Source organism: Solimonas aquatica (assembly GCF_900111015.1).
Taxonomy (GTDB): domain Bacteria; phylum Pseudomonadota; class Gammaproteobacteria; order Nevskiales; family Nevskiaceae; genus Solimonas; species Solimonas aquatica.
On sequence record NZ_FOFS01000006.1, the window covers coordinates 178096 to 199773 of the forward strand.

The following is a 21678-nucleotide window of genomic DNA, read 5'->3' on the forward strand; positions in this document are numbered from 1 at the left end:
ACAAAAAACATCCCGCTGATGACAGCGGCAAGGGCCCGGCGTTTCACCCGCTGAATCTGGCCATGGCGCCGCCTGGATGTCTTGATTTCGACATCGAATTCGCTTTTGAAAAGACAGCCGGCTCGGCCAAGCTGCCGGCCAGAGAGAGAAGCCGCGAAGCGCGGCACCGGCCCCGCTCCGAAGCAATGCCCTTCCGCGTCCCGCAAAGGACCGCGGTCGCGATGCATCACGAACGACATGCAAGTTCGACTATAACGGAGGATGAAAGTGATGAAGCAGAAACTGTATCGGTCCACTTTTTGTACCGCGATGGTGCTGGGATCGGGATCGGCCTTGCCGGCTCACGCGCAGGATGCTGCCGAGGCCGCGGCGCAAGCGCCAGCCGCAGCCGAAGCGGCGCCGGTGGCGGGCGCGGAAATTGAAGAGGTTCTGGTGACCGCCCGCCGCATTCAGGAGCGGCTGCAGGACGTGCCGATCTCCATGACGGTTTTCGATCAGAGCCAGCTGACCGACCGCAACGTGAGCAGCGCCCGCGACCTCGCCGGCTACACGCCTTCCCTGCAGGCCAACCCGCGCTTCGGCACCGACAGCACCTCGCTGGCGATCCGCGGCTTCAGCCAGGAGCTGCGCACCACTGCCTCCGTGGGCATGTACTTCGCCGATGTGGTCTCGCCTCGCGGCGGCGGCAACACCCCTGGCGGCGATGGCGCCGGTCCCGGTGCTTTCTTCGACCTGCAGAACGTGCAGGTGCTCAAAGGCCCGCAGGGCACGCTGTTCGGCCGCAACACCACCGGCGGCGCGGTGCTGCTGGTGCCCAGGAAACCGGGCGCGCAGTTCGAAGGCTATGTCGAGCAGTCGCTGGGTGATGACAACCTGGCGCACACCACGGCGATCGTGAACGTGCCGGTCAATGACCGCATCCGCTTGCGCCTGGGCGTGGACCGCAATCGCCGTGACGGCTATCTGAAGAATATCTCCGGGGTCGGTCCCAAGGACTTCGCCGACCTCGACTACACCGCCGGCCGCGCCAGCCTGGTGGTGGACCTCGCACCCAGGCTGGAGAACTACACGATTCTCTCGGCCAGCCTGTCCGACACCAACGGCCAGCTGCCGCGGATCTTCGCATTCAATCCCGCCAGCGGACTGTCCGTCATTCCGGTCTTCAATGGTGCGGTCAGCGACCAGCTGGCGCGCGAGCAGGCCGCAGACAAGTATGCGGTGGAAAACGACGATCCCAATGCGCGGGTGACCAATCGCAGCCTGCAGGGCATCAACACCACCACCTGGACGATCAACGACGGCCTGACGCTGAAGAACATCGCCAGCTACGCGCAGCTCAAGATCGACAACAACAACAATACCTACGGCACCAATCTGCTGATCCCCAGCACCGTCACGGTGTCCAATGGTCAGGGCGGCACCGTCACCGTGCCGACCGGCGCCTACGCCGGCATCCCGTTCTCGCTGTTTCCGAACAACACGCCCAAGGGCCTGCACTCCATCGACCAGTGGACGGCCACCGAGGAAGTCCAGCTGCTGGGCCACACCAGCGACAATCGCATCAACTGGCAGACCGGCTTCTATTACGAGGCCAGCCGCGAACTCCATCCCAATGGTTCGTCCTCTTCGCTGCTCAACAACTGCAGCGACTACCAGAACCAGGTCTGCTCCGATCCGATTGGCGACTTTGTCAGCCAGCTGCAAAGACAGCAGCCGGGAACCACACTGGTCGGCAGTCTGGGCTGGCAGGTCGGCGGCATCGAGTACCGCAACATCGGCATCTACGGCCAGGCCGACTTCAAGCTGAGCGAGGCGCTGAAACTCACCGCCGGCCTGCGCTACACCAAGGACCAGTCCACCGGCTGGGCGGAGATGGCACGCTGGCGCTTCGCGGGCAGCAACGACACGCCGACCCTGGACTGCACCGACCGGCAAGGCACGATCGTCAGCAGCACCTCCGTGTGCCGCAATGACCAGAAAAAGGACAGCAGCGCACCGACCTGGCTGCTGGGCGCGGACTACAAGCTGCAGCCGGACTGGATGCTGTACGGCAAGTATGCGCGCGGCTATCGCATGGGCAGCGTCATTCCCTATGCCGTGCCCGGCTATCGCACCTTCGATCCGGAGCAGGTCGACTCCTTCGAACTCGGTTCCAAGACCTCGTTCGACGGCGCGATCCGCGGCAATTTCAACGTCTCGCTGTTCTACAACAAGCTGAAGGATCAGCAGCTGCAGTACGGCTTCAGAAGCGTGGACAACTCCGTGGCCGGCAATGCCTCCATCATCAACGCCGGTGCCTCGCGCACCTATGGCGCGGAAGTGGAATCCGTGCTGCTGCCGGTCAAGGCCCTGCGCCTGTCGCTGAGCTACGCTTATCTCAACACCAAGCTGGAAAAGATCGACGACTTCACGGCGCCCGGCTTCGTCGCGCAGCCTCCCGCTGCGGAAGGTGAGCCCCTGCCCTACACCACCAAACACAAGCTCAGCGCCACCGCGGCCTACACCCTGCCGCTGGATGCCAGCCTGGGCGCGGTCACTGCCAGCACCACCTACACCTATCAGAGCGACATGTTCGTGAGCTCCAGCACCAACGGCCCCAATGGCACGGTGCCCAGCTATGGTCTGTTCAATCTGAATCTGTCCTGGGACGGCGTGGGCGGCAAGCCGGTGGATATCGCCTTCTTTGCCACCAACCTGCTCGACCAGTACTACCGCGCCTCCGTGATCGATTCCTGGCAGCAGGGCATTTCCACGCAGATTCTCGGCGAGCCGCGCATGCTCGGCGGCCGCGTGCGCCTGAGCTTCTGAGCAGCGACGGGGCGGACGCCTGAAGCGGCGCTCGCCCTGGCCGGCACCCTGGCAGCCGTCACCGCGAGGTGACGGCTGCCAGGATGAGACAACACCCGCTTTGCCTCACCCTGCTAAGGGCCACCCATCGCTTTCCAGCGCTCCGGCACCATCCAGGTGTATTCCAGGTAGTGACCGAGAAACTCGCGGGCATCCAGATAGAGGAATTTGAGCAGCTCGCTGCCGCCTTCCAGCACCACCGGATAGCGCGCCCGGGCCACGCGCGCGCGAAAACCTTCCCAGTCCGGCACGCGCATGCAGATGTGATGAAGGCGCAGGCTGTGGTCGGCGGGCAGCGCCTCGCAATAAACCGAATTCGGTCCGCAGACCGGCTGGATCAGCTCGTACTGCAGCTTGCCCACCCAGATGAAGGCCAGGCGCGAAACCAGCGCACCCTCGCCCTGCGGCGTGCGCACCTGCACCGACGCCTCGAAGCTGCGCACGCTGCCGATACCGGCGCGCGTTTGAAACGCCGCGATGGCCTTGTCGATGTCGCGGGTGATGTAGCCGTTTTGAAAATGCTCGCCTTCCAGCATTGCGTCTCTCCGTCTTCAAGCCCCCAGCTTGGCGCAGGCGCCGGTGCGGCAAAAGCGCGGCACGCGTCGCGAAACGGACCTTGTGTCGAACGCGGGTCATTGCGGCACGGCAGCGCCGGCGCCGCCGCCTAGAATGCCGAGGCAAGCATCGCGCGCCGGCAAATGCCAGAGCCCTCAGCCAGGAGCTGCCCATGAGTTTCCCTTTGCAAGGCCGGGAACTGATTCCGCGTCACAGCGTCATCGCCGGCAGCCGCTGTGATGGCCTGGGCAGCGGCGCGCCGCACGCGCATGTCCACCCCGCCAGCGGCGAGATCAGCACCGGGCTGCGTCATGTGCTGATCGATGCCGCGCAGAAATTCCGCCGTTGCGGCGGCTGGGCCGACCAGCTGCAGGGCGCAAAGTGAGCGGCCCACTCGATCCGCAGCAGCGCGCGCAGCAAGGCGCCGCCCTGCAGGCACAGCTGCTCGCCACGCCGGCGACGGCGCCGGCCACACCGCTGCAGGCCGCGACGCGCGACTTCGTGTTCGGCGAGATCTGGTCGCGGCCCGGCCTGGACCGGCGCGCGCGCTATCTGATTGCGATCTGCAGCGCCGCCTGCGAGCCGGCCTCTGCCGAGATCATCGAACAGTATCTGCGCGGCGCGCTGCAGTCGCAGGCGCTCACGCTCGCCGAGCTGCGCGAAGCGGCGCTGCACTTCGCCGCCTATGCCGGCTGGTCACGCGGCATGAGCCTGGACGCGGCGCTGACGCGTGTGGCCGGGCAGCTGGGCCTGACGCCCGCCGGGTACGCGCCGATCCAGACGCAGCCCTGCAGTGCCGAGGCGCGCCATGCCGCCGGCAGCGCGAGCTTCATCGAAGCGATGCGTTTCAATGCGCCGCCACCGGGCGTGCCCTTTTTCGAGATCGGCATCGTCGGCTTCTTGTTCGGCGAGATCTGGTCGCGGCCTGGCCTGGACCAGCGCGCGCGACGCTGGATCACCCTGGTGGCAGCGGCAGATTCCGCTTCCACGGCGCCGATCCGCACCCACAGCTGGGCAGCCATGGCCAGCGGCAATGCCAGCGTGGCGGAAATGAACGAATTCGTTTTCCAGTACGCCATACACGGCGGCTGGCCCAAGGCCTCGGTGATGCAGACCACGGTGCTGCAGATGGCCGAACGCGTCGCCAAGGGGCTTTCCTACGACTGATGCATCCTGGAGCGAGCATCCACGCCCAGCGCAAGCCCGATGCAGGCCATGGCCGCAGTCGGCGAGTTCGGCAGACTGCATGCGCTGTGCCCTGTCGCCGGCATCATCGTGTTCGCGCAGGCACAGGATGAGGAGCGCGGCCGGCTGCGAGCGCAGTGTCGCGGTCAAGCTCAAGACGCCCTTCTCCTCCACGCCGGCCGCGATTCCGCAACTGCTGAACGTGGACGGCTGCGCCGGGATTGCACGCGCCATGGCCTCTCAATGGCCTGTCGCGACCGCCAACTGCGCCGCAAAAGCCCGCTGGTAAGCAGGCCGCGCTTCGCCGCGCGCGACGTAAGCGGCCAGGGCCGGAAACTCGTCGAGCAGGCCGGAGGCTCGCAGTCTCAGCAGCACCGAGACCATCAGCAGATCACCGGCGCTGAAGTCCGCATCCAGCCACTCGCCATCGCCCAGGCTTGCGCTCAGCTGCCGCAGACGGACGCGCACGCGCTCGGCCACCAGCGGCAGACGTGCCTGCTGCCAGGGCGCGTCGCGCTCCAGCAGTCGCGCGTTCGCCAGTTCCAGAATCGGCGGCTCCACGGTGTTGAGTGCAGCGAACATCCAGCTGATGGCGCGGGCGCGCGCCTTGGCTTCGGCGGGCAGCAGACCGGCGTGCTGCTCGGCGAGGTGCAGCACGATGGCGCCGCTCTCGAACAAGACCAGCCCGCCTTCCTCGTAGGTGGGAATCTGGCCGAAGGGATGCAGGGCCAGATGCGCCGGTTCCTTCATCGCCTGGAATGACAGCAGGCGCACCTCATACGGACAGCCCACCTCCTCCAGAGCCCAGCGCAGGCGCGTGTCGCGCGCCAGTCCCTTGCCGCCGTCGGGGGAACGCTCGAAGGCGGTGATGACGATGCTCATGCTCGGCTTCCTCTGGAATTTGTCGGCATCTGCAGACTGCCTTGCCTCGACGCTTCACGATAGCAGGCCGCGCCGGGCGACGAGGCGCGCCAGCGCTACAATCCCGGCGCATTGCATCCGCCTCGCACCCGCCATCAGACAGCGTCTGGCGCCCAATCTCCCTACGGTCAAAGCCGCATGCATCCCGACCTGCACCGCCCGCTCTACGTCCCGGAACTGCTGGTCAATGCCCTGAACCAGACGCCGGACCGGCCGCTGCTGCATCTGCTCGACGGCCGCAGCCTCAGCGTCGGCGAGGTGCGTGAGGCCAGCAGCCGTTATGTGCAGGCCCTGCGCAGCCTGGGCGTGGGACGCGGCACGCGCGTGGGCCTGCTGTCCAGCAACCGGCCGGAGGTACTGCTGGCGAACAATGCCGTGCAGCTGCTGGCGGCCGTCTACGTGCCCCTGCATCCGCTCGGTGGCCTGGCCGATCATGCGCATGTGATCACGGATGCGCAGGTGGACGTGCTGATCTTCGATGCGCAGCGCTATGGCCAGCGCGCGGCGGAACTCGCGCAGCAGGCGCCGCAGATGCGGCTGCTGAGTTTCGGCGCTTCGCCGCCGGCCATCGATCTCTGCGCGCTGGCCGATGGCTTTGCGCCGCGGCCGCTGCTGGCACCACAGGTGCAGGCCACGGACTGGATCCGCCTGGGTTATTCCGGCGGCACCACGGGCAAGCCCAAGAGCCTGGCCAGTTCGCAGCGCACCGGGCTGGCCACGGTGTCGATCATGATGGCGGAATGGGAATGGCCCTCGCCGCCGCGCGTGCTGTCCTGCACACCGCTGTCGCACGCCGGCGCGGCGATGTTTCTGCCCACGCTGATGCGCGGCGGCAGCATGCTGGTGCTGCCGGGCTTCGAGCCGGTGGCGGTGATGCAGGCCATCCAGGATCACCGCCTCAACTGCATGATGCTGGTGCCGACCATGATCTATGCGCTGCTGGATCATCCGCGCTTCGGCGAGTTCGATCTCTCCAGCCTGGAGACGGTGTTCTACGGCGCCTCGGCGATTGCACCGGCACGCCTGAAGGAAGCCATCGAGAAAATCGGCCCGGTGTTCTCGCAGTTCTACGGCCAGGCCGAGGCGCCGATGTGCGTCACCGTGCTGCGCAAGGCCGAACACGATGTGAACGATCTGCGCCGTCTGGCCAGCTGCGGACGGCCGGTGCCCTGGGTACAGGTGGCGCTGCTGGATGCGGATCATCAGCCGGTGCCCGATGGCGAGCCCGGCGAGATCTGCGTGCGCGGGCCGCTGGTGATGGATGGTTACCGCGACAATCCCGAACTGAGCGCGCAGGCCTTCGCCGGCGGCTGGCTGCATTCGGGCGATGTGGCGGTGCGCGATCCGGGCGGCTTCCTGCGCATCGTGGATCGCGTGAAGGACATGATCGTCAGCGGCGGCTTCAACATTTATCCGCGCGAGCTGGAAGACATCCTCTGCGAGCATCCGGCGGTATCGCAGGCCGCCGTGATCGGCGTGCCGCATGCCAAATGGGGCGAGGCGGTGACGGCGCTGGTGGTGCTGCGCTCAGGCCAAAGCGTGAGCGGCGATGAACTCAGCGCCCTGGTCGCGGCACGCAAGGGCGCATTCCAGGCGCCGAAGCGGGTGGAGTTCCTGGACAGCATTCCGCAGACGGCGGTAGGCAAGCCGGACAAGAAAGCGCTGCGCGCGAGGTATGCCGTCAGCCCGGCGTAGCGCCGAATCATGCCGGCGCTACGCTACGAGCAACCCGCTCAGCGCGGCTGCAGACGTCGCCCCAGAAACTCCAGGATCACCGCGCCGATCTCGCGGCCATGGGTTTCCAGCGCGAAGTGGCCCGTATCATAGAAATGCACTTCGGCTTTGGGGTTGTCGCGCTTGAAGGCTTCCGCACCCGGCGGCAGAAAGAAGGGATCGTGCAGACCCCACACCGCCAGCAGCGGCGGCTGGTGTTCGCGAAAGTAAGCCTGGAAGCGTGGATACAGCGCCACATTGCTGGCGTAGTCCAGGAACAGATCGAGCTGCACCTCGTCATTGCCCGGACGCGCCAGCAGGGCCGAGTCCAGTGCGTAGGATTCGGGCGCCAGCAGACTCGCATCCGACACACCATAGCTGTACTGCCACTGCACGGATTCCGGCTTGAGGAAGTCGCGCAAAGCCGCGCGATGCGCTGCCGTGGGCTCACGCCAGTAAGCCTGAATCGGATTCCAACCTTCGCTCAAGCCTTCCTCGTAGGCATTACCGTTCTGCGAGATGATGGCGCTGATGCGCTCTGGATGCGCCAGCGCCAGACGCAGGCCCACCGGCGCGCCGTAGTCGAAGACATAGATCGCGTAGCGCGTGAGCCCGGCGCGCTCGGTGAAGCCATCGATCACCTTCGCCAGATTGTCGAAGCGATACGCAAAATGCAGCTGCGCCGGCACCTGCGTGAAACCGAAACCCGGCAGATCAGGCGCCACCACGTGATAGCGCAGCGCCAGCTGCGGGATCAGCTCGCGGAACATGTGGGAGGAGGTGGGGAACCCGTGCAGCAGCAGGATCGTGGGGGCCTTGGCATCGCCGGCTTCACGATAGGCGATCCGGATGCCATCGACCTCCAGCTGACGGTAGTGCACCGGCGCCGAAGCTGACGTTGGCGCGGCACTCATGGCGACGGGCAGCAAGGCGCTGGCGGCGAGCGCCAGGCCGGCACCGAGGCGCTGGGAGGTACTGCTGTTCATGGACGACTCCTGATCGGGTTGTGGGTGTTGGCAGCGGCGGCACCGGTGCCGACCTCGGTGAAATTAGGCCCTTTCATTAACATCGAGTAGACCGCAATATCGACAGGCATCCATCCATTTTTCGGAATAATTCATGAATCGCCTGGAAGCGATGTCGGTGTTCACCGCCGTGGTGGAAGCCGGCAGCCTGTCCGCTGCGGGCCGCAGGCTGCACATGCCGCTGGCGACGGTAAGCCGCAAGCTCTCGGAGCTGGAGAAGCACATCGGCGCGCGCCTGCTGACGCGGTCCACACGCAAGCTCGATCTGACCGACAGCGGTCAGGCCTATCTGGCAGCCTGCCGTCATATCCTCGAACAAGTGGGCGAAGCCGAACGCGCGGCGGCAGGCGAATACCAGGCACCCAGGGGTGAACTGATCGTGGCCGCGCCGCTGGTGTTCGGGCGGCTGCACGTTCTGCCGCTGATCAGCGAGTTTCTGTGTGCCTATCCCGAGGTAAATGTGCGCCTGATGCTCAGCGATCGCGTCGTCAGCTTCTGGGACGAGCACGTGGACGCGGCGGTGCGCATCGGCGCGCTACCCGACAGCACGCTGGTGGCGACGCGGGTGGGTAGTGTGCGCAGCGTGGTCTGCGCAAGCCCCGCTTATCTCAGGACTCGCGGCACACCAAGACGCCCGAGCGATCTGACACGACACAGCTGCATCAGCTTCACGCTGTTTTCAGCGCCACAGGACCACTGGGTGTTCGGCGGCGGCAAAGCCGCGATCAGCGTGCCGGTGCAGTCGCGCCTGAGTGTCAATACTGCGGAGGCGGCTGTCGATGCCGCCATTGCAGGCGTGGGTCTTGCGCGCTTGCTGTCGTATCAGGTGCAAGCGCCGGTGCTCGACAAGTCCCTGACCGTAGTGCTGCGCAAGTTCGAGGCAGCACCGTTACCCGTGCACCTGATTCACGGCCAGCAAAAGCCACTGCCTCTGAAGCTGCGCGCCTTTCTCGACTTCATGCGCCCTCACCTGATCACCAGACTGGAGGCCTTGAACAAGCTCAGCGCTTGAGCTTGTACGCCACCACCGCGTCGCTGGTCTTGGAGCGGTACATGGTGTGGCCACCGGCCGTGATCACCACGTACTGCTCGCCGCCGGCTTCATAGCTGACCGGCACCGCCGTGCCCGCGGCCGGCAGCTCGCTCTGCCAGAGCACCTTGCCGGTTTTCAGATCGAAGGCGCGCAGCTGGTTGTCCAGCGTGTAGCCGATGAACACCAGACCGCCGGCGGTGAGCAGCGGGCCGCCCGCGCCGGGTGTGCCGAGATTGGCGTCGAACAGGCTCTTGGGCGGCTTCATGGGCATCATGGCTTCGATGCTGCCCAGCGGCACTTCCCAGACGATCTTGCGTTTCACCAGGTCCACGGCGGTGAGCGCGGCCCAGGGCGGCGCCGAACAGGGCGCACCCAGCACCGAGAGCAGCGGCTCCACGCGCGTGACATAGGGTGCGCCCGCCACGGCGAAGTTCATCGCACCGCCGCTTTCAATCGCCTGCGAGGCGCCGAGCTTGGCCTTGGCGCGCGGAATCAGCGTGACGATGGTGGGCACGCGATTGGAAGGCACCACCATGATGTGGCTGGCCGGGTCATAGGCGCCGCCGCCCCAGTTGGGACCGCCGCCCACCGAGGGCGAGAAGATGGTGCCCTGCTCGCTGGGCGGGGTGAAGATGGTGCCGTAGCGATAGCCCTGTGCCTTGCGCTTGCACAACCATTTGTCGATGGGCGTGAAGCCCCAGACATCCTCCGGCGAAAAACTCTGCGGCGTCAGCGTGGGCATGCCCACCGGAAATGGCTGCGTGGGCGCTGCCTTTTCGCCGCTCATGGTGCTCTGCGGCACGCTGCGTTCGGCGATCGGCTGCAGCGGTTCGCCGGTGGCGCGGTTGAACATGAAGATCAGGCCGGTCTTGTTGTTCTGCACCAGCGCCGGCACCACGCGGCCGTCGGGCTGCGGCAGATCGATCAGCAGCGGCTCGGACGGCGTGTCGTAATCGAAGATATTGTGATGCACGAACTGGAAATGCCAGACCACCTTGCCGGTGCTGCCCTGCAAGGCAACGATGGACGAGGTGTAGCGGTTGTCGCCGAGGCGATCACCGCCATAGAAATCACCGGAAGGGCTGGTGGTGGGCAGGTACACCATGTCGAGCGCCTGATCCACCGCCATCGAAGACCAGACATTGCCGGCGCCGTGCTGCGCCGCCGAGCCCGGCGCCCAGCTGCCGGATGCCGGATCGCTGGCTTCACGCGGCACCGGATCGAAACGCCAGCGCAGCGCGCCGCTGCGCGCATCGAAAGCCTGCACGCGACCGCTGGGTGCGGCCACGCGCTGGTTGTCGGCCACCGCCGAGCCCACCACCACCACATCACCCACTACCGCCGGATTGGACGCGGCCACCACTTCGCCACGGAAAAGCTCCGGCTTGTCCATCTGCATCTTCACCACGCCCTGCTCGCCGAAGCCCTCGCAGCGGCGCCCGGTTCTGGCGTCGAGGGCGATCAGGCTGTAGTCGGTGGTGCCCAGGAAAATGCGCGAGGCGCAGGCCGCACCTGCTTCGGCACGCCGGTCCTGCCAGTGCGTGATGCCGCGGCATTTCTGCATGCCCACCTTCTGGCTCTTGGGATCGAACACCCAGCGCTGCTTGCCGGTCTGCGGATCCAGCGCAATCAGGCGGCGTGAAGTGGTGCAGACCACCAGATTGCCTTCGATCAGACTCGGCTGGTCTTCGAAGGCGATCAGCGCGTCCTTCACGTCCTTGGGCGGCGCCTCGCCAGTGTGGAACTCCCAGGCCTTCTGCAGCCGCGCCACGTTCTGCGTATTGATCTGCGCCAGCGGCGAATACTTGGTGCCGAGCTGATGCGTGTCGGTATCGGCGGCGCCGGCCGCAAGGCTCAAGACCGCGAGCAAGAGGAAAAGACCGCAGCGGCGGCACATCGGGGACAGGATGTTCACAGGGATCTGGCTCTGGTTTTATTTTGCGTCAGAATGGTGACGCCAAAAGCCGGAGAGCGTCAAGCCGAGGCGCGAGAGCTTCAATTGCCGCCCGCCAGACCCAAGGCCGGACGGATCGGGCTGCCGGCATGAATCTGCTGCAGCTCCAGCAGATTGCCGTCCGGATCGTAGAAGTAGCAGGAGGTGCAGCGGCCCGGCGCGATGTGCTGCGGCGGCGAGATGCGATCCAGCCTGAGGCCCAGCAGATCGCGGTAGAAACGCACGAAGCGGTCCATGTCGGTGGTGGACAGCGAAACATGATGCAGCACACGAATCATGGCGCAGCTCCGGTTCAAGGCTTGCTGATGCGATCCACCTCGGCCAGTTCCTCGGCACTGAGCTGCCAGCCGGCGGCCTTGACGTTCTGTGCCACCTGCTCGGGCAGCGTCGCGCCGCAGATCACGCTGGCCACCGTGGGCCGCGTGGCCAGCCAGCTGATTGCCAGTTCCAGCAGGCTGCGGCCGCGCGCGCTGCAGAAGGTCTGCAGCGCGCCGGCGATGCGCAGATTGCGCTCGGTGAGAAACACATCGCCAGTACGCAGGAAGTTCTCGCTCAAGCGGCCCTTGCCGCCGCTGCCATCGGTGTACTTGCCGCTGAGCAGGCCGCTGGCCAGCGGGTAATAGGGAATGAAGCCCAGGCCGTAGTGCTGCAGCGCCGGAATCAGCTCGGCTTCGGCATCGCGCTTGAGCAGGTTGTACTCATGCTGCGCGGCGATGAAGGTTTCCAGGCGGCCATGACGGGAAATCCACACCGCATCGGCGATGCGCCAGGGTTCCAGGTTCGACACCGCGATGTAGCGCACCTTGCCGCTGCGCACCAGATCATCGAGCGCGCGCAGGGTCTCGTCCATGGGCGTGTCGTAGTCCGGCCAGTGGACCATGTACACGTCCAGGTAGTCGGTGTTCAGCCGCTGCAGGCTGCCTTCCACGGCGCTGAGCACGTAGCGGCGCGAGCCATGCCGCACGCGGTAGTCGTTGAGATCGAGCCCGAACTTGCTCAGCAGCACGATGTCCTTGCGCCGCGCGCCCAGGGCCCTGCCCAGCACGATCTCGGATTCGCCGCCGCAAGTGCCGTAACGATCCGCGACGTCGAACAGGTCCACACCCAGATCGAGCGCCTGGGCCACCACCGCATTGGAGGCGGCCTGATCGATCTTCCAGCCGAAGTTGTTGCAGCCCAGGCCCACGGTGCCGACGCGCAGACCCGAGCGTCCGACATGGCGCTTTTGCATGATGCCGTCCTATTCGAATCGGTAAAGGTGATACCGCACGCCTTCGCTCGTCGCCTGCCCGAGACCGAAGGCCTGAAGCGCATTGAGCCAGTCGTAGGCGCCGGCCGGGGGCGATGAAGCGCGCACCCACTTCCACGCGCGGCGCGCCATCACGCGGCGCACCACAGCCGCTGTACTGGCAGAGAATGTGCACGCCATCCTCGGTTTCCAGCACCAGGCGCACGTCCAGCAGCGCACGCGTGCCGCTGCGGATCAGCCAGTCACCACCGGCGGGCAGGACGCGGCCGCGCAGCTGCGGCCCGCTGAAGCAGCCGCCGCCAACCTCGAACACCGCGCGATCCCCCAGCGGCGTCTGCGCCAGCCTGCACAGCGGATGCGTCTGGATCGTCAGTGTCATCAGCAGGCGGATGCCGGGCAGCGCCGGCGGGCTTTGCTCGGTATTCATGGCGTGTGCCCGGCTTCGCGGGCCCGCTGCAGCGCATCCAGCGCCGCGACATAGCCCCAGACGAAGGACGGCCCGACGCTGGCACCCGGGCCGGGATAAGCAAGCCCCATCACCGAGGCCGTGGACACGCCGGTGGCATAAAGCCCTGCGATCACCGAACCGTCCTCGCGCAGCACGCGCGAATGCTCATCGCAGACCACGCCGCCGTAAGTACCGACATCACCCGGCAGCACCGGCACCGCGTAGAACGGCGCCTGCGCGATGCGGCCCAGGGTTTCCGAAGGACGATGAAAGGGATCGCCCAGCCAGCGGTCGTACGCGCGCTCGCCGCGATGGAAGTCCTCGTCGCGGTTGTTCGCGACAAAGCCGTTGAAACGGCTCACCGTGGCTTCCAGCATGGCGGCGTCCAGGTTGAGCTGCGCGGCCAGTGCGGCCAGCGTGTCGGCTTTTTTCAGATAGCCCGTGTCATACCACTGCTGCGGCTTCCTGCTGCCGGGCATGGTGCCGGCGAGCATGTATTTGCGCAGGTACTGACTGTCGAAGATCGCCCAGCTGGGCACCGCCGGCACCTGGCGGTGGCGCGCCAGCATGCCCTGGCAATAGGCCATGTAGGAGCCGCCTTCGTTCATGTAGCGCTGACCGCTTTGATCGACGAGGATCGCGTGCGGCGCGGCGGTGAGCGCCTGCGCGCCTGGTTTGAATTCCTGCTGCTCGCTGCCGGGTGGATGCGTCTGCTGATTGCCGACGCGCGCCTGCATCTGCGCGATGGCGGCGCCGTGCCGCATCATCTCGCGGATCATCTCGCCGGTGTCACCGGGCGCGGCCATGGTCCATTGCACCGAGGTGCCGGGCGTGTACTGGTCGCGCATCGCCTGGTTGTGGGCAAAGCCGCCGGCATTGACCAGCACGCCCAGACGCGCGCCGATGCGCCAGGGTTGGCCGTCCTTCAGCGTCTGCACGCCGCAGACCGCGCCGTGCGCATCGAGCAGCAGCTCGCTCACCGGCGCGCTGCTGCGGATCTCCACGCCGGCACGCAGCGCCGCCTGCAGCATGCGGCCCTGCAGCGCCGCGCCGCCGGCCACCCACTGCTTGCCGCTGAGCCGCGCCCAGACCGCGCGCAGGATCAGCTTGAGCAGCAGCGCCTTCACCCGCCAGGATTGCTTGTAAGCCGGCAGCTCCAGCATCTCCTCCAGCGAGGCCGGCACCGGCGCCTGGATGAAGGTGGCGCGCAGGCGATGTTTCCACTCGCCCAGTTCATTGAGATCGAACAGCTGCGCCACCACCGCGCGCCCCGGCACCGAGCCGCCGGGCAGCTCGTCGTAGTAATCCGGCCATTCGCGCACGCGATCCAGCTTCACGCCCTGCTGCAGCAGAAACGCCACCATGCGCGGCGCCTGCTGCAGATACACGCGGCGCCGCAGCGGCGAGGCGCCGGGCGCATCGGCCTGCTCGCCCAGTACCGCATCCAGGTAGCGGCTGGCCTGCGCGAAGCTGTCGGGCACGCCGTCGCGCTTCATGAACGGGTTGTCCGGAATCCACATCACCCCGCCGGAACGCGCCGTGGTGCCGCCGATCAGCTCGGTCTTTTCCAGTATCGCCACGCGCTGTCCGGCCTGACGCATCAGCAGCGCCGCACACATCGAGCCGCCACCACTGCCGACGACGACAAAGTCGAAGGTTTCGTCGAAGTCGCGCATGCGCCGCTCCCGGGAAATACGGCCGCTTTTTTGAAGGCCGGGAGGCGCGCCTCAGCCGGCGAGGCGCTGCGCGGCCAGGGCTCTCAGCTCGGCGAGCTTGACCTTGCCGTTGCCGGTGACCTGCACCTCTTCGTCGCGCAGAATCAGCACGCGACGCGGCACCTTGAAGCTGGCCAGCTTGTCTTTCAGAAAGTCGCGGATGGTGCTTTCTTCCAGGCGCGCATCGTCCTGCGGCACCACGCAGGACACCACCAGCTCGCCGAGCAGTCTGTCCGGCACGCCCACGGTCTGCGCGCGCCGCACGCCGGGATAGCTGGACAGCAGCGCGTCGATTTCCAGCGGCGAGACATTGGCGCCGCCGGTGCGGATGATTTCGGTGAGGCGGCCTTCCCAGTACAGGCGGCCCTCTGCATCGACATAACCGCCGTCGCCGGTGCGGTAATAACCTTCCTCGTCGAAGCAGTCCTCGGCGCCCTTGCCCAGATAGCCGAGCATCAGCGTCGGGCCCTTGATGCAGATTTCGCCGCGCTCGCCGCGCGGACGCAGCGCACCGCTGTCCGGATCGATGATCTTGAGCGTGTTGCCCGGCAGCGGCACGCCGGCACTGCCCGCGTACTGCTCGGCCGGGGTGTCGGCGGAGTACGAGGTGTTGATGGTCATGGTCTCGCTGGTGCCGAAGGACATCGGCAGGCGCCAGTCGGTGTTCACCGTCGGATGCTCTTTCATCAGCTCCGAGTTGGTGACGTAGTGCAGGCTGGACAGATCAGCCGTGGCCCAGCCCGGGCACTCCTGCAGACGCGCCCACTGATGCGGACGGCCGGAGAGGAAGTTCACCTTCTCCACTTCCATCAGGTGCAGCGCCTGATCCGGCTCGAAGTAAGGCTGCAGCACCGCCGCACCGCCGGTGGACAGCGCCACGCCGACGATCATCGAGATATTGCCGGACCAGAAAAAACCATTGCCGGTCCAGCTGCGCACCGCGCCCTTGACCGACATCACGCGCGGCCAGCGCCACCACTGGATGGCGAAGGCGCGCTGCGCATGCAGGATGCCCTTGGGCAGGCTGGTGGTGCCGGAGGAGAAGAACAGACCGCCGGCGTCCGAAGGCTTGACCAGATCGGCGCGCGCCTCGACCACCGCATCGGGGATGTCGCGGCCGCGCGCGAGAAACGCCGCCCAGGGCTCGAACACCTCGCCGGCGATCACCTCATCGCTGAGCGGATTGGTGACCGAGGGCAGACGCAGCAGATGACGCAGGAAGGGAAACTTCGCGGAGCGGATCTCGCCGGGCCTGGCCTGCAACAGCGCCGGCTCGATCTCGGCCAGGGCCGCGCCGAAATCCTTCTTCAGCACGCGGCCGTCGAAGGCCAGCACCGAGACGCCGGAGGCGCGCACCAGGTATTCCAGCTCCGCTGTGGTGGAGAAGGTGCTCAGCGCCACCGCCACACCGCCGGCCAGCGCGGTGCCGAACAGCATGGAGAGAAACTCCAGACGGTTGGTCATCAGGATGCCGACGCGGCTGTCCTTGCCCACGCCGCTGGCGATCAGGGCCTTGGCCACTTCCATCGACTTCGCCATCAGCGTGTCGTAGCTCCAGCGCTCGACGCCGCCGTGCTGATGCATCACCAGCGCCTCGCGCGCGCCGTAGCGCTGCACCACCTCGCGCAGATAAGCGGGAATGGTCAGGGCGCCGATGCCCGGCTCTTCGCTCAGCGCAATGCCGTGCACCAGGGACAGGGAGGGCGTGGCTTGCATGCTCATCTCAGTACGGCAGCTGCACTTCCGCCGTGCCCTTGAGAATGGTCTCGCCGGTCTGCGTGCTCATCTTCACCTGCACCACCGCCACCGGGCAGCCGTAGGCGCTGCGGTCCTGCTTGTCCACCACTTCGCCGTCGATGTAGGTGATGTCACCTTCGAAGGCCGGGCTGCGGAACTGCGTGGTGGAATGCCAGATGAAACCGTTGTGGCCGGCCCAGTAGGCGACATAGTCCACATGCCAGGCGTTCATCGAAGCGCCGTAGCCGTACATGCCGCCCATGGCGATGTTCTCGGCCTTCTCCAGATTCAGATGCCCGCTGGAGGGGCCGTGATACAGGCCGTCACCCATGCGCGGATCGACCTTGCGCGCGTCGTGGTCATAGGTCATGTCGGAGGCAAAGCCGGCGTCTTCCTTGGCCGGATCGTAAACACCTTCCGGCACATTCCAGCGCCAGGTGCCCCAGATGTTCTGGCGGAAGGCGCGGTATTCAGTGACGAAGGTGGTGATGGTATGCGGGCCGATCACGCGGCGCGGCAGCTTGTCGCCCACCTTCACATCGCCATAGGCCGGCGACTTGCCTTCACGGTTGGACAGAATCCACTGGTAGCGCAGCTTCTGGATCTCGGCGAGTTCTTCCTTGGTCCAACGCTTGGGATTGGCCTTTTCCTTGCCATAGACCGCGCGCTTGGCGGCTTCCTCGCGCAGATAACGGATGGCCGTGGCGCGTTCGCGCGCGACCAGCACGCCGTTCTGGTTGCGATGCTCGGTGTCACCGCGCGTGAAGATGGTGGGACCGGCGAAGCTGGTGTCCTTGACGTCATAGCCGTCGAAGCGACGCTTCTGGAACAGCTTGTCGCCGGGACGGATCGGCGCGCCGAAGAACCACCATTCCTCGCCACCGAAGATCAGATGCGAGCCGGGAATCTTGCCGACGCAGGCCGGATGGCAGCCGTGGCCATAGTCCATGGCCACCGCGAAGGACTGCGGGGCGACGATGCCGCCGAACTGCGAGCGGGCCGCGAACTCCTGATCCCAGTGGATCGGATTGGCGTAGTCCATCGCCATCACCCAGCGACGGATGTCGGTGGCATTACACGGGTCCCAGAGCTCGGCAAAGATCACCGGCTTGCCGACCCATTTGTCGAGATCGCTCAGGTCGAGCTGCACGGCCGCATCCGAGGTTTTGGTGTTGGACATGAACAAGCGTTCCTCTACGTGTATGAACGGTCGCGAGCGCGGGCCGTGAAAAATCCGCGGCCGCCCGCAGGCGGCCGCGTGCTGCGTTTAACGGTTGACGTTGACCACGACGCGACCGCGGATCCTGCCGGCGATCAGCTCACCGGCCACGCCGATGGCTTCCTGCAGACCGATCTCGGTGCCGGCGATCAACGCCAGCGCCGCCGGATCCAGATCCTTGGCCAGACGCGCCCAGGCCGGCAGGCGACGCGCGCGCGGCGCCATCACCGAGTCGATGCCCAGCAGCGCCACGCCGCGCAGGATGAAGGGCGCCACCGAGGCCGGGAAATCCATGCCCTGCGCCAGACCGCAGGCCGCCACGGCGCCGCCGTAACGGGTCTGCGCGCAGGCATTGACCAGGGTGTGGCTGCCCACGGAATCGACCACGCCGGCCCAGCGTTCCTTCTGCAGCGGCTTGCCGGCGGCCGAGAGTTCGTTGCGGTCGATGATGGTGCTGGCGCCCAGCTTCTGCAGGTACTCGCCTTCGCTGGCCTTGCCGGTGGCGGCCGCCACCTTGAAGCCGGCCTTGGCCAGCAGCGCCACGGCCACGCTGCCCACGCCGCCGGTGGCGCCGGTGACCAGCACCTCGCCGGCTTCCGGCTTGACGCCGAAGTTGACCAGCGCTTCCACGCACAGCGCGGCGGTGTAACCGGCGGTGCCGATGGCCATGGCCTGTCGCGCGGTGAAGGCGCTGGGCAGCTTCACCAGCCAGTCGCCCTTCAGACGCGCCTTCTGCGCCAGACCGCCCCAGTGACCCTCACCCACGCCCCAGCCATTGAGCACCACGCGATCACCCACGGCGAACTCGGCGTGGCTGCTCTGCGTGACCACGCCGGCGAGGTCGATGCCGGGCACCATCGGGAACTTGCGCACCACCGGCGACTTGCCGGTGATGGCCAGGCCGTCCTTGTAGTTCAGCGTCGAGTATTCGACGTCGATGCTGACATCGCCTTCCGGCAGCTGCGCCTCGTCGATCTGGGAAAGCGCGACGGTCTGGCCTTTTTCATCCTTGGAGATCAACACTGCAGAGAACATGGGCATGGTCCTTGAGAAAGACTCGAAATACGAAATGGGTGTTGAGCGGAGCAGGACTTTTTGATCAAGCCCCCGAAATACCTTGCGGTCGCAGCCCTCAGATCCATTCAGGGGATTGAACGCCGCATTCCTCTTCTTGAGCGCCTGCGGCCGTGACACGCGCAAGGCCGCCGCAGCATACCGCTTTTAAAAATTCTAGCCCCCGCCACCCCAGCCTATCCCGGCATCATCTGCGAGCCCTTCGACATTTGGCGCATCCGTGCAGCGCCGGCGGTAGATGCCGACGCTGCACGCCGCCACCTGCTTACGGCGCCTTCGGCCGCAGGGTCAGGCGCAGCCAGACTTCGCGACCCGGTTCCGGGGTGCAGGCCAGCTCGTCGACACCCGCCGAACCGTGGTTGGCACCGCCGGTGTTCTGGCCGCCGAGCAGCACGCCATTGGCGAGATTGCCGTTGATGCAGGCACCGGTGACGATCTTGTTGCCCAGATTGTTGCCGATCAGCGCCAGCTCCCAGCCTTCGTTCGGACCGCGCAGCGCGAGGCTGGCGCTGGTCTTGAAATAGGCATCCTGAATCATGTCGCGGCGCAGCAGGGCATTGGTGTAGTACTTCGAGGAATACAGCGTGCTGGTGGCGACGCTCAGCGTGGTGCCGCGGCTCAGCGGACGCTCGTACTCGAAGCCGAAATTGGCCGACCAGTCCGGCGCGCGCAGCAGCTCGCGGCCGGACAGATCCTGCGCGGTAAACAGCGGCGCACCTGTGCCTGGATCGATATGCGTGGGATCGGGATCCGGAATCAGATTGCAGCCTTCGGAAATGGTCTGTCCGCCCCAGCACTGCGCATTGTCGAAGCGGTCGTAGCGCGCGTGGTTGTAGTTCAGCGCTGCGTTGAGGCGCAGGCCGCTGATCAGCAGCGGCACATAGCTGGCGTCCATGTCCAGGCCATAGACCTTGGCGGACGCCGCATTCAGCGTGCGGATGGCAATCTGGCCGGTGGTGGTGTCGGTCTCGTTGGCACCGACCTGCAGATCGCTGTAGCGATACTGATAGGCCGCGACATTCAGGCTCAGGCGGTGGTCGAAGAAGCGCGACTTGATGCCGGCCTCCACGCCCTTGACCTCTTCGTCGCCGAACGAACTCTTGCCACCCGCTGCGATCATCTGCACGGTGTCGAAGGAGCCGGACTTGTAGGCCTGCTTGTAGGAGCCGAACAGCGTGAAGGTATCCGTCGGCGTGTAGGTGGCGGTGAATTCCGGCGAGACGTTGTTGGAATCCAGCTTCGGATCGCCGAGCGCAGTACGCACCGGGCTGCCGGTGATCTGGTTGACCTGCGTCTGCTTGCGCGTCTCCTGGGTCCAGCGCAGACCGCCGGCCAGCTCCAGCGTGGGAATCGCGCGCCACAGCAACTGACCGAAGGCCGAGGTGGATTCGATGTCGATCAGGTGATAGCCCTTCTGCAGCTGCGCGTAAGCGGAGCCGAAGATCGCGGTATTGCCCAGCAGGTTATTGGTGTTCTTCATGCGGCCGTCCTGATAGAAGCCGCCCAGCATGAAATTGAGCGGCCCCGAGAAGGACGAGCTCAGACGCAGTTCCTGCGTGAAGTCCTCGCGCGTGAAGTCGGTGTCGGCCACCACGGCAGGGCCGGCGGCCGTGGCGTCGGTGCCGTTGATCATCACCGACTGGAAGGTGGAGAACAGGCCGCTCACCGAGCTCAGACGCAGCTCGTTCGTCAGATCGTAGTCCAGCTGCAGCGAACCGAACTGCTGCGAGACATGGCTGAAAGGCACGCCGTTGTTGCGGATGCCGATGAAGGCCGCCGGGTCCATGTCCACCAGCCGCAGATGCCGGTTCCAGCGGCAATCCTCACCGCCCAGAAACGGCACGCCAGCCGGCGCGCCGGTGCCATCGGGGCAGGACTTGTACTGCTGCCCGCCGCCGTCGCCCTCGATATCCAGGCCGGTCAGGTTGGCCTTGAGCTGCGCCTGGAACCTGTCCAGCGGCTTCCACACCGCCGTGCCGCGCAGCAGCCATTCCTGCTTCGGCGCGAAGTCGCGATATCGGGGATCGCGCCCGCCCAGGCCCGGAACAGCCTCGGCATCATTGCGGAAGAAACCCTGCGAGCGCGAGAACATCGAAGCCAGACGCAGGCCCAGGGTCTCGCTCACCGGACCGGAGAGGATCAGCTCGCCGCGCTTGTCCTGCGCTTCGAATTCATAGCCGCCACGCAGCAGCATCTCGAAGGCATTGCCGGGATTGGCGCTGCGCACCGAGATCACGCCGCCGGGGCTGCTCTTGCCATAGAACAAGGCCTGCGGGCCCTTCAGCACTTCGATCTGCTGCGCATCGAACATCGCCGACTTGTAGGCAGTGCCCTGCGTCATCTGCACGCCATCCATGTTCAGCGACACCGACTGATCGATGGTCGGATTGAGCGTGCCGGTGCCGATGCCGCGCAGCGAGACCTGGGTGCCGATCGAGGCAGTGTTGGTGCCCAGCAGCAGGCCGGGCACGCGCTCGGACACCGAATAGAGGCTGTTGGTGGCGAACTGCGTGAGCTGATCCTCGGAGAGTGCGGTGGCCACCACCGGCACCTTGAGAATCGACTCCTGTCGCTTTCGGGCGGTCACCACGACCTCCTCCAGCCAGGGAGAAGTAGGCGTTTCAGCCGCAGCGGCGGGCGTCTCGGCGGCTGTTTCAGTCTGTGCGCGCAAGGGTGCGGCCTGCAGCAGCAAGGCCACTGCCAGCACAGGCAAGGATGCGTATCGCTTGCTCATCGTCTCTCCTCTTCCTTCGTCGCCACGCCGGAAACGGCGTTTCGCGTTTTTTGTTGCGTCTGTCGCTGCGCATTGCGCAGCCGACGCTGTTGGAATCAAGGTTAGACAGAGCGCCGCGCGGGCGACAATGCACTGCAGCACGCTGCGATGCGCTCAAAGCCCCGCAATCAAGTGAGATTTCGCGTAGCGGCAAGTTGCATCAGAAGCCCTGCCGGCGATGACCGGCGTGATGATGCAGGCTGCTGTCAGCGGCGGGCGCCGGGCGAAAC

At 66.1% G+C, this 21678-nt stretch carries 16 protein-coding genes and 1 pseudogene; 5 read left to right on the plus strand and 12 right to left on the minus strand.

The window, feature by feature from the left end; translation table 11 throughout:
- Window positions 1-270: 270 nt before the first annotated feature.
- Window positions 271-2808, plus strand: coding sequence for a TonB-dependent receptor (locus tag BMY12_RS09285; protein WP_177188922.1), 2538 nt, complete (start codon window positions 271-273; stop codon window positions 2806-2808).
- 113 nt (window positions 2809-2921) lie between these two features.
- Here the strand turns inward: BMY12_RS09285 and BMY12_RS09290 are convergent, their stop codons facing one another.
- Window positions 2922-3383, minus strand: a complete 462-nt coding sequence (locus tag BMY12_RS09290) for a VOC family protein (protein ID WP_093284967.1) — start codon at window positions 3381-3383, stop codon at window positions 2922-2924.
- Window positions 3384-3574: 191 nt separating this feature from the next.
- Between BMY12_RS09290 and BMY12_RS09295 the strand changes: the two genes are divergently transcribed.
- Window positions 3575-3787, plus strand: coding sequence for a hypothetical protein (locus BMY12_RS09295; protein WP_143068904.1), 213 nt, complete (start codon window positions 3575-3577; stop codon window positions 3785-3787).
- A complete protein-coding gene (locus BMY12_RS09300) occupies window positions 3784-4569 on the plus strand; it encodes a carboxymuconolactone decarboxylase family protein (RefSeq protein WP_177188923.1) in 786 nt (261 codons plus the stop codon). Before BMY12_RS09295 ends, BMY12_RS09300 begins: the two co-directional genes overlap by 4 nt.
- 258 nt (window positions 4570-4827) lie before the next feature.
- Here the strand turns inward: BMY12_RS09300 and BMY12_RS09305 are convergent, their stop codons facing one another.
- Complete coding sequence (locus BMY12_RS09305; RefSeq protein ID WP_093284972.1) at window positions 4828-5469, minus strand: glutathione S-transferase family protein; 642 nt, start codon at window positions 5467-5469, stop codon at window positions 4828-4830.
- A gap of 177 nt (window positions 5470-5646) precedes the next feature.
- On the opposite strand from BMY12_RS09305, the gene BMY12_RS09310 reads away from it, so the two are divergent.
- The gene (locus tag BMY12_RS09310) at window positions 5647-7203 is read left to right on the plus strand and encodes an AMP-binding protein (protein WP_093284974.1); all 1557 of its coding nucleotides are present in this window, start codon (window positions 5647-5649) and stop codon (window positions 7201-7203) included.
- A 38-nt stretch (window positions 7204-7241) separates the two neighbouring features.
- Here the strand turns inward: BMY12_RS09310 and BMY12_RS09315 are convergent, their stop codons facing one another.
- Window positions 7242-8135, minus strand: coding sequence for an alpha/beta fold hydrolase (locus tag BMY12_RS09315; protein ID WP_177188924.1), 894 nt, complete (start codon window positions 8133-8135; stop codon window positions 7242-7244).
- 205 nt (window positions 8136-8340) lie between these two features.
- On the opposite strand from BMY12_RS09315, the gene BMY12_RS09320 reads away from it, so the two are divergent.
- Window positions 8341-9258: a LysR family transcriptional regulator gene (locus BMY12_RS09320; RefSeq protein ID WP_093284980.1), complete on the plus strand. Its 918-nt coding sequence runs from the start codon at window positions 8341-8343 to the stop codon at window positions 9256-9258.
- Here BMY12_RS09320 and BMY12_RS09325 read toward each other — a convergent pair.
- From BMY12_RS09325 to BMY12_RS09365, 9 genes and pseudogenes are all read right to left on the minus strand, one after another.
- On the minus strand, window positions 9248-11194 hold the full coding sequence (locus BMY12_RS09325) for a pyrroloquinoline quinone-dependent dehydrogenase (protein WP_143068905.1): 1947 nt from the start codon (window positions 11192-11194) through the stop codon (window positions 9248-9250). The two genes, BMY12_RS09320 and BMY12_RS09325, sit on opposite strands and share 11 nt — an antisense overlap.
- An 80-nt stretch (window positions 11195-11274) precedes the next feature.
- The gene (locus BMY12_RS09330) at window positions 11275-11511 is read right to left on the minus strand and encodes a VOC family protein (RefSeq protein WP_093284985.1); all 237 of its coding nucleotides are present in this window, start codon (window positions 11509-11511) and stop codon (window positions 11275-11277) included.
- 14 nt (window positions 11512-11525) lie between these two features.
- Window positions 11526-12464, minus strand: a complete 939-nt coding sequence (locus BMY12_RS09335) for an aldo/keto reductase (protein WP_093284987.1) — start codon at window positions 12462-12464, stop codon at window positions 11526-11528.
- 175 nt (window positions 12465-12639) lie between these two features.
- A pseudogene (locus tag BMY12_RS20890) lies at window positions 12640-12909 on the minus strand (DUF3237 family protein); the annotation flags it as partial.
- Window positions 12906-14606: an FAD-dependent oxidoreductase gene (locus BMY12_RS09345; protein ID WP_093284990.1), complete on the minus strand. Its 1701-nt coding sequence runs from the start codon at window positions 14604-14606 to the stop codon at window positions 12906-12908. The gene BMY12_RS09345 and the pseudogene BMY12_RS20890, both read right to left, overlap by 4 nt.
- Before the next feature lie 51 nt (window positions 14607-14657).
- Entirely contained in the window at window positions 14658-16361 is a 1704-nt protein-coding gene (locus tag BMY12_RS09350; protein WP_093285135.1) for a class I adenylate-forming enzyme family protein, read from the minus strand.
- Between the two features lie 7 nt (window positions 16362-16368).
- Window positions 16369-17562, minus strand: coding sequence for an FAS1-like dehydratase domain-containing protein (locus BMY12_RS09355; protein WP_093284993.1), 1194 nt, complete (start codon window positions 17560-17562; stop codon window positions 16369-16371).
- An 87-nt stretch (window positions 17563-17649) separates the two neighbouring features.
- Complete coding sequence (acuI, locus tag BMY12_RS09360) at window positions 17650-18636, minus strand: acrylyl-CoA reductase (NADPH) (protein WP_093284995.1); 987 nt, start codon at window positions 18634-18636, stop codon at window positions 17650-17652.
- 304 nt (window positions 18637-18940) lie between these two features.
- The gene (locus BMY12_RS09365) at window positions 18941-21409 is read right to left on the minus strand and encodes a TonB-dependent receptor (RefSeq protein ID WP_093284998.1); all 2469 of its coding nucleotides are present in this window, start codon (window positions 21407-21409) and stop codon (window positions 18941-18943) included.
- Between the last annotated feature and the right edge of the window lie 269 nt (window positions 21410-21678).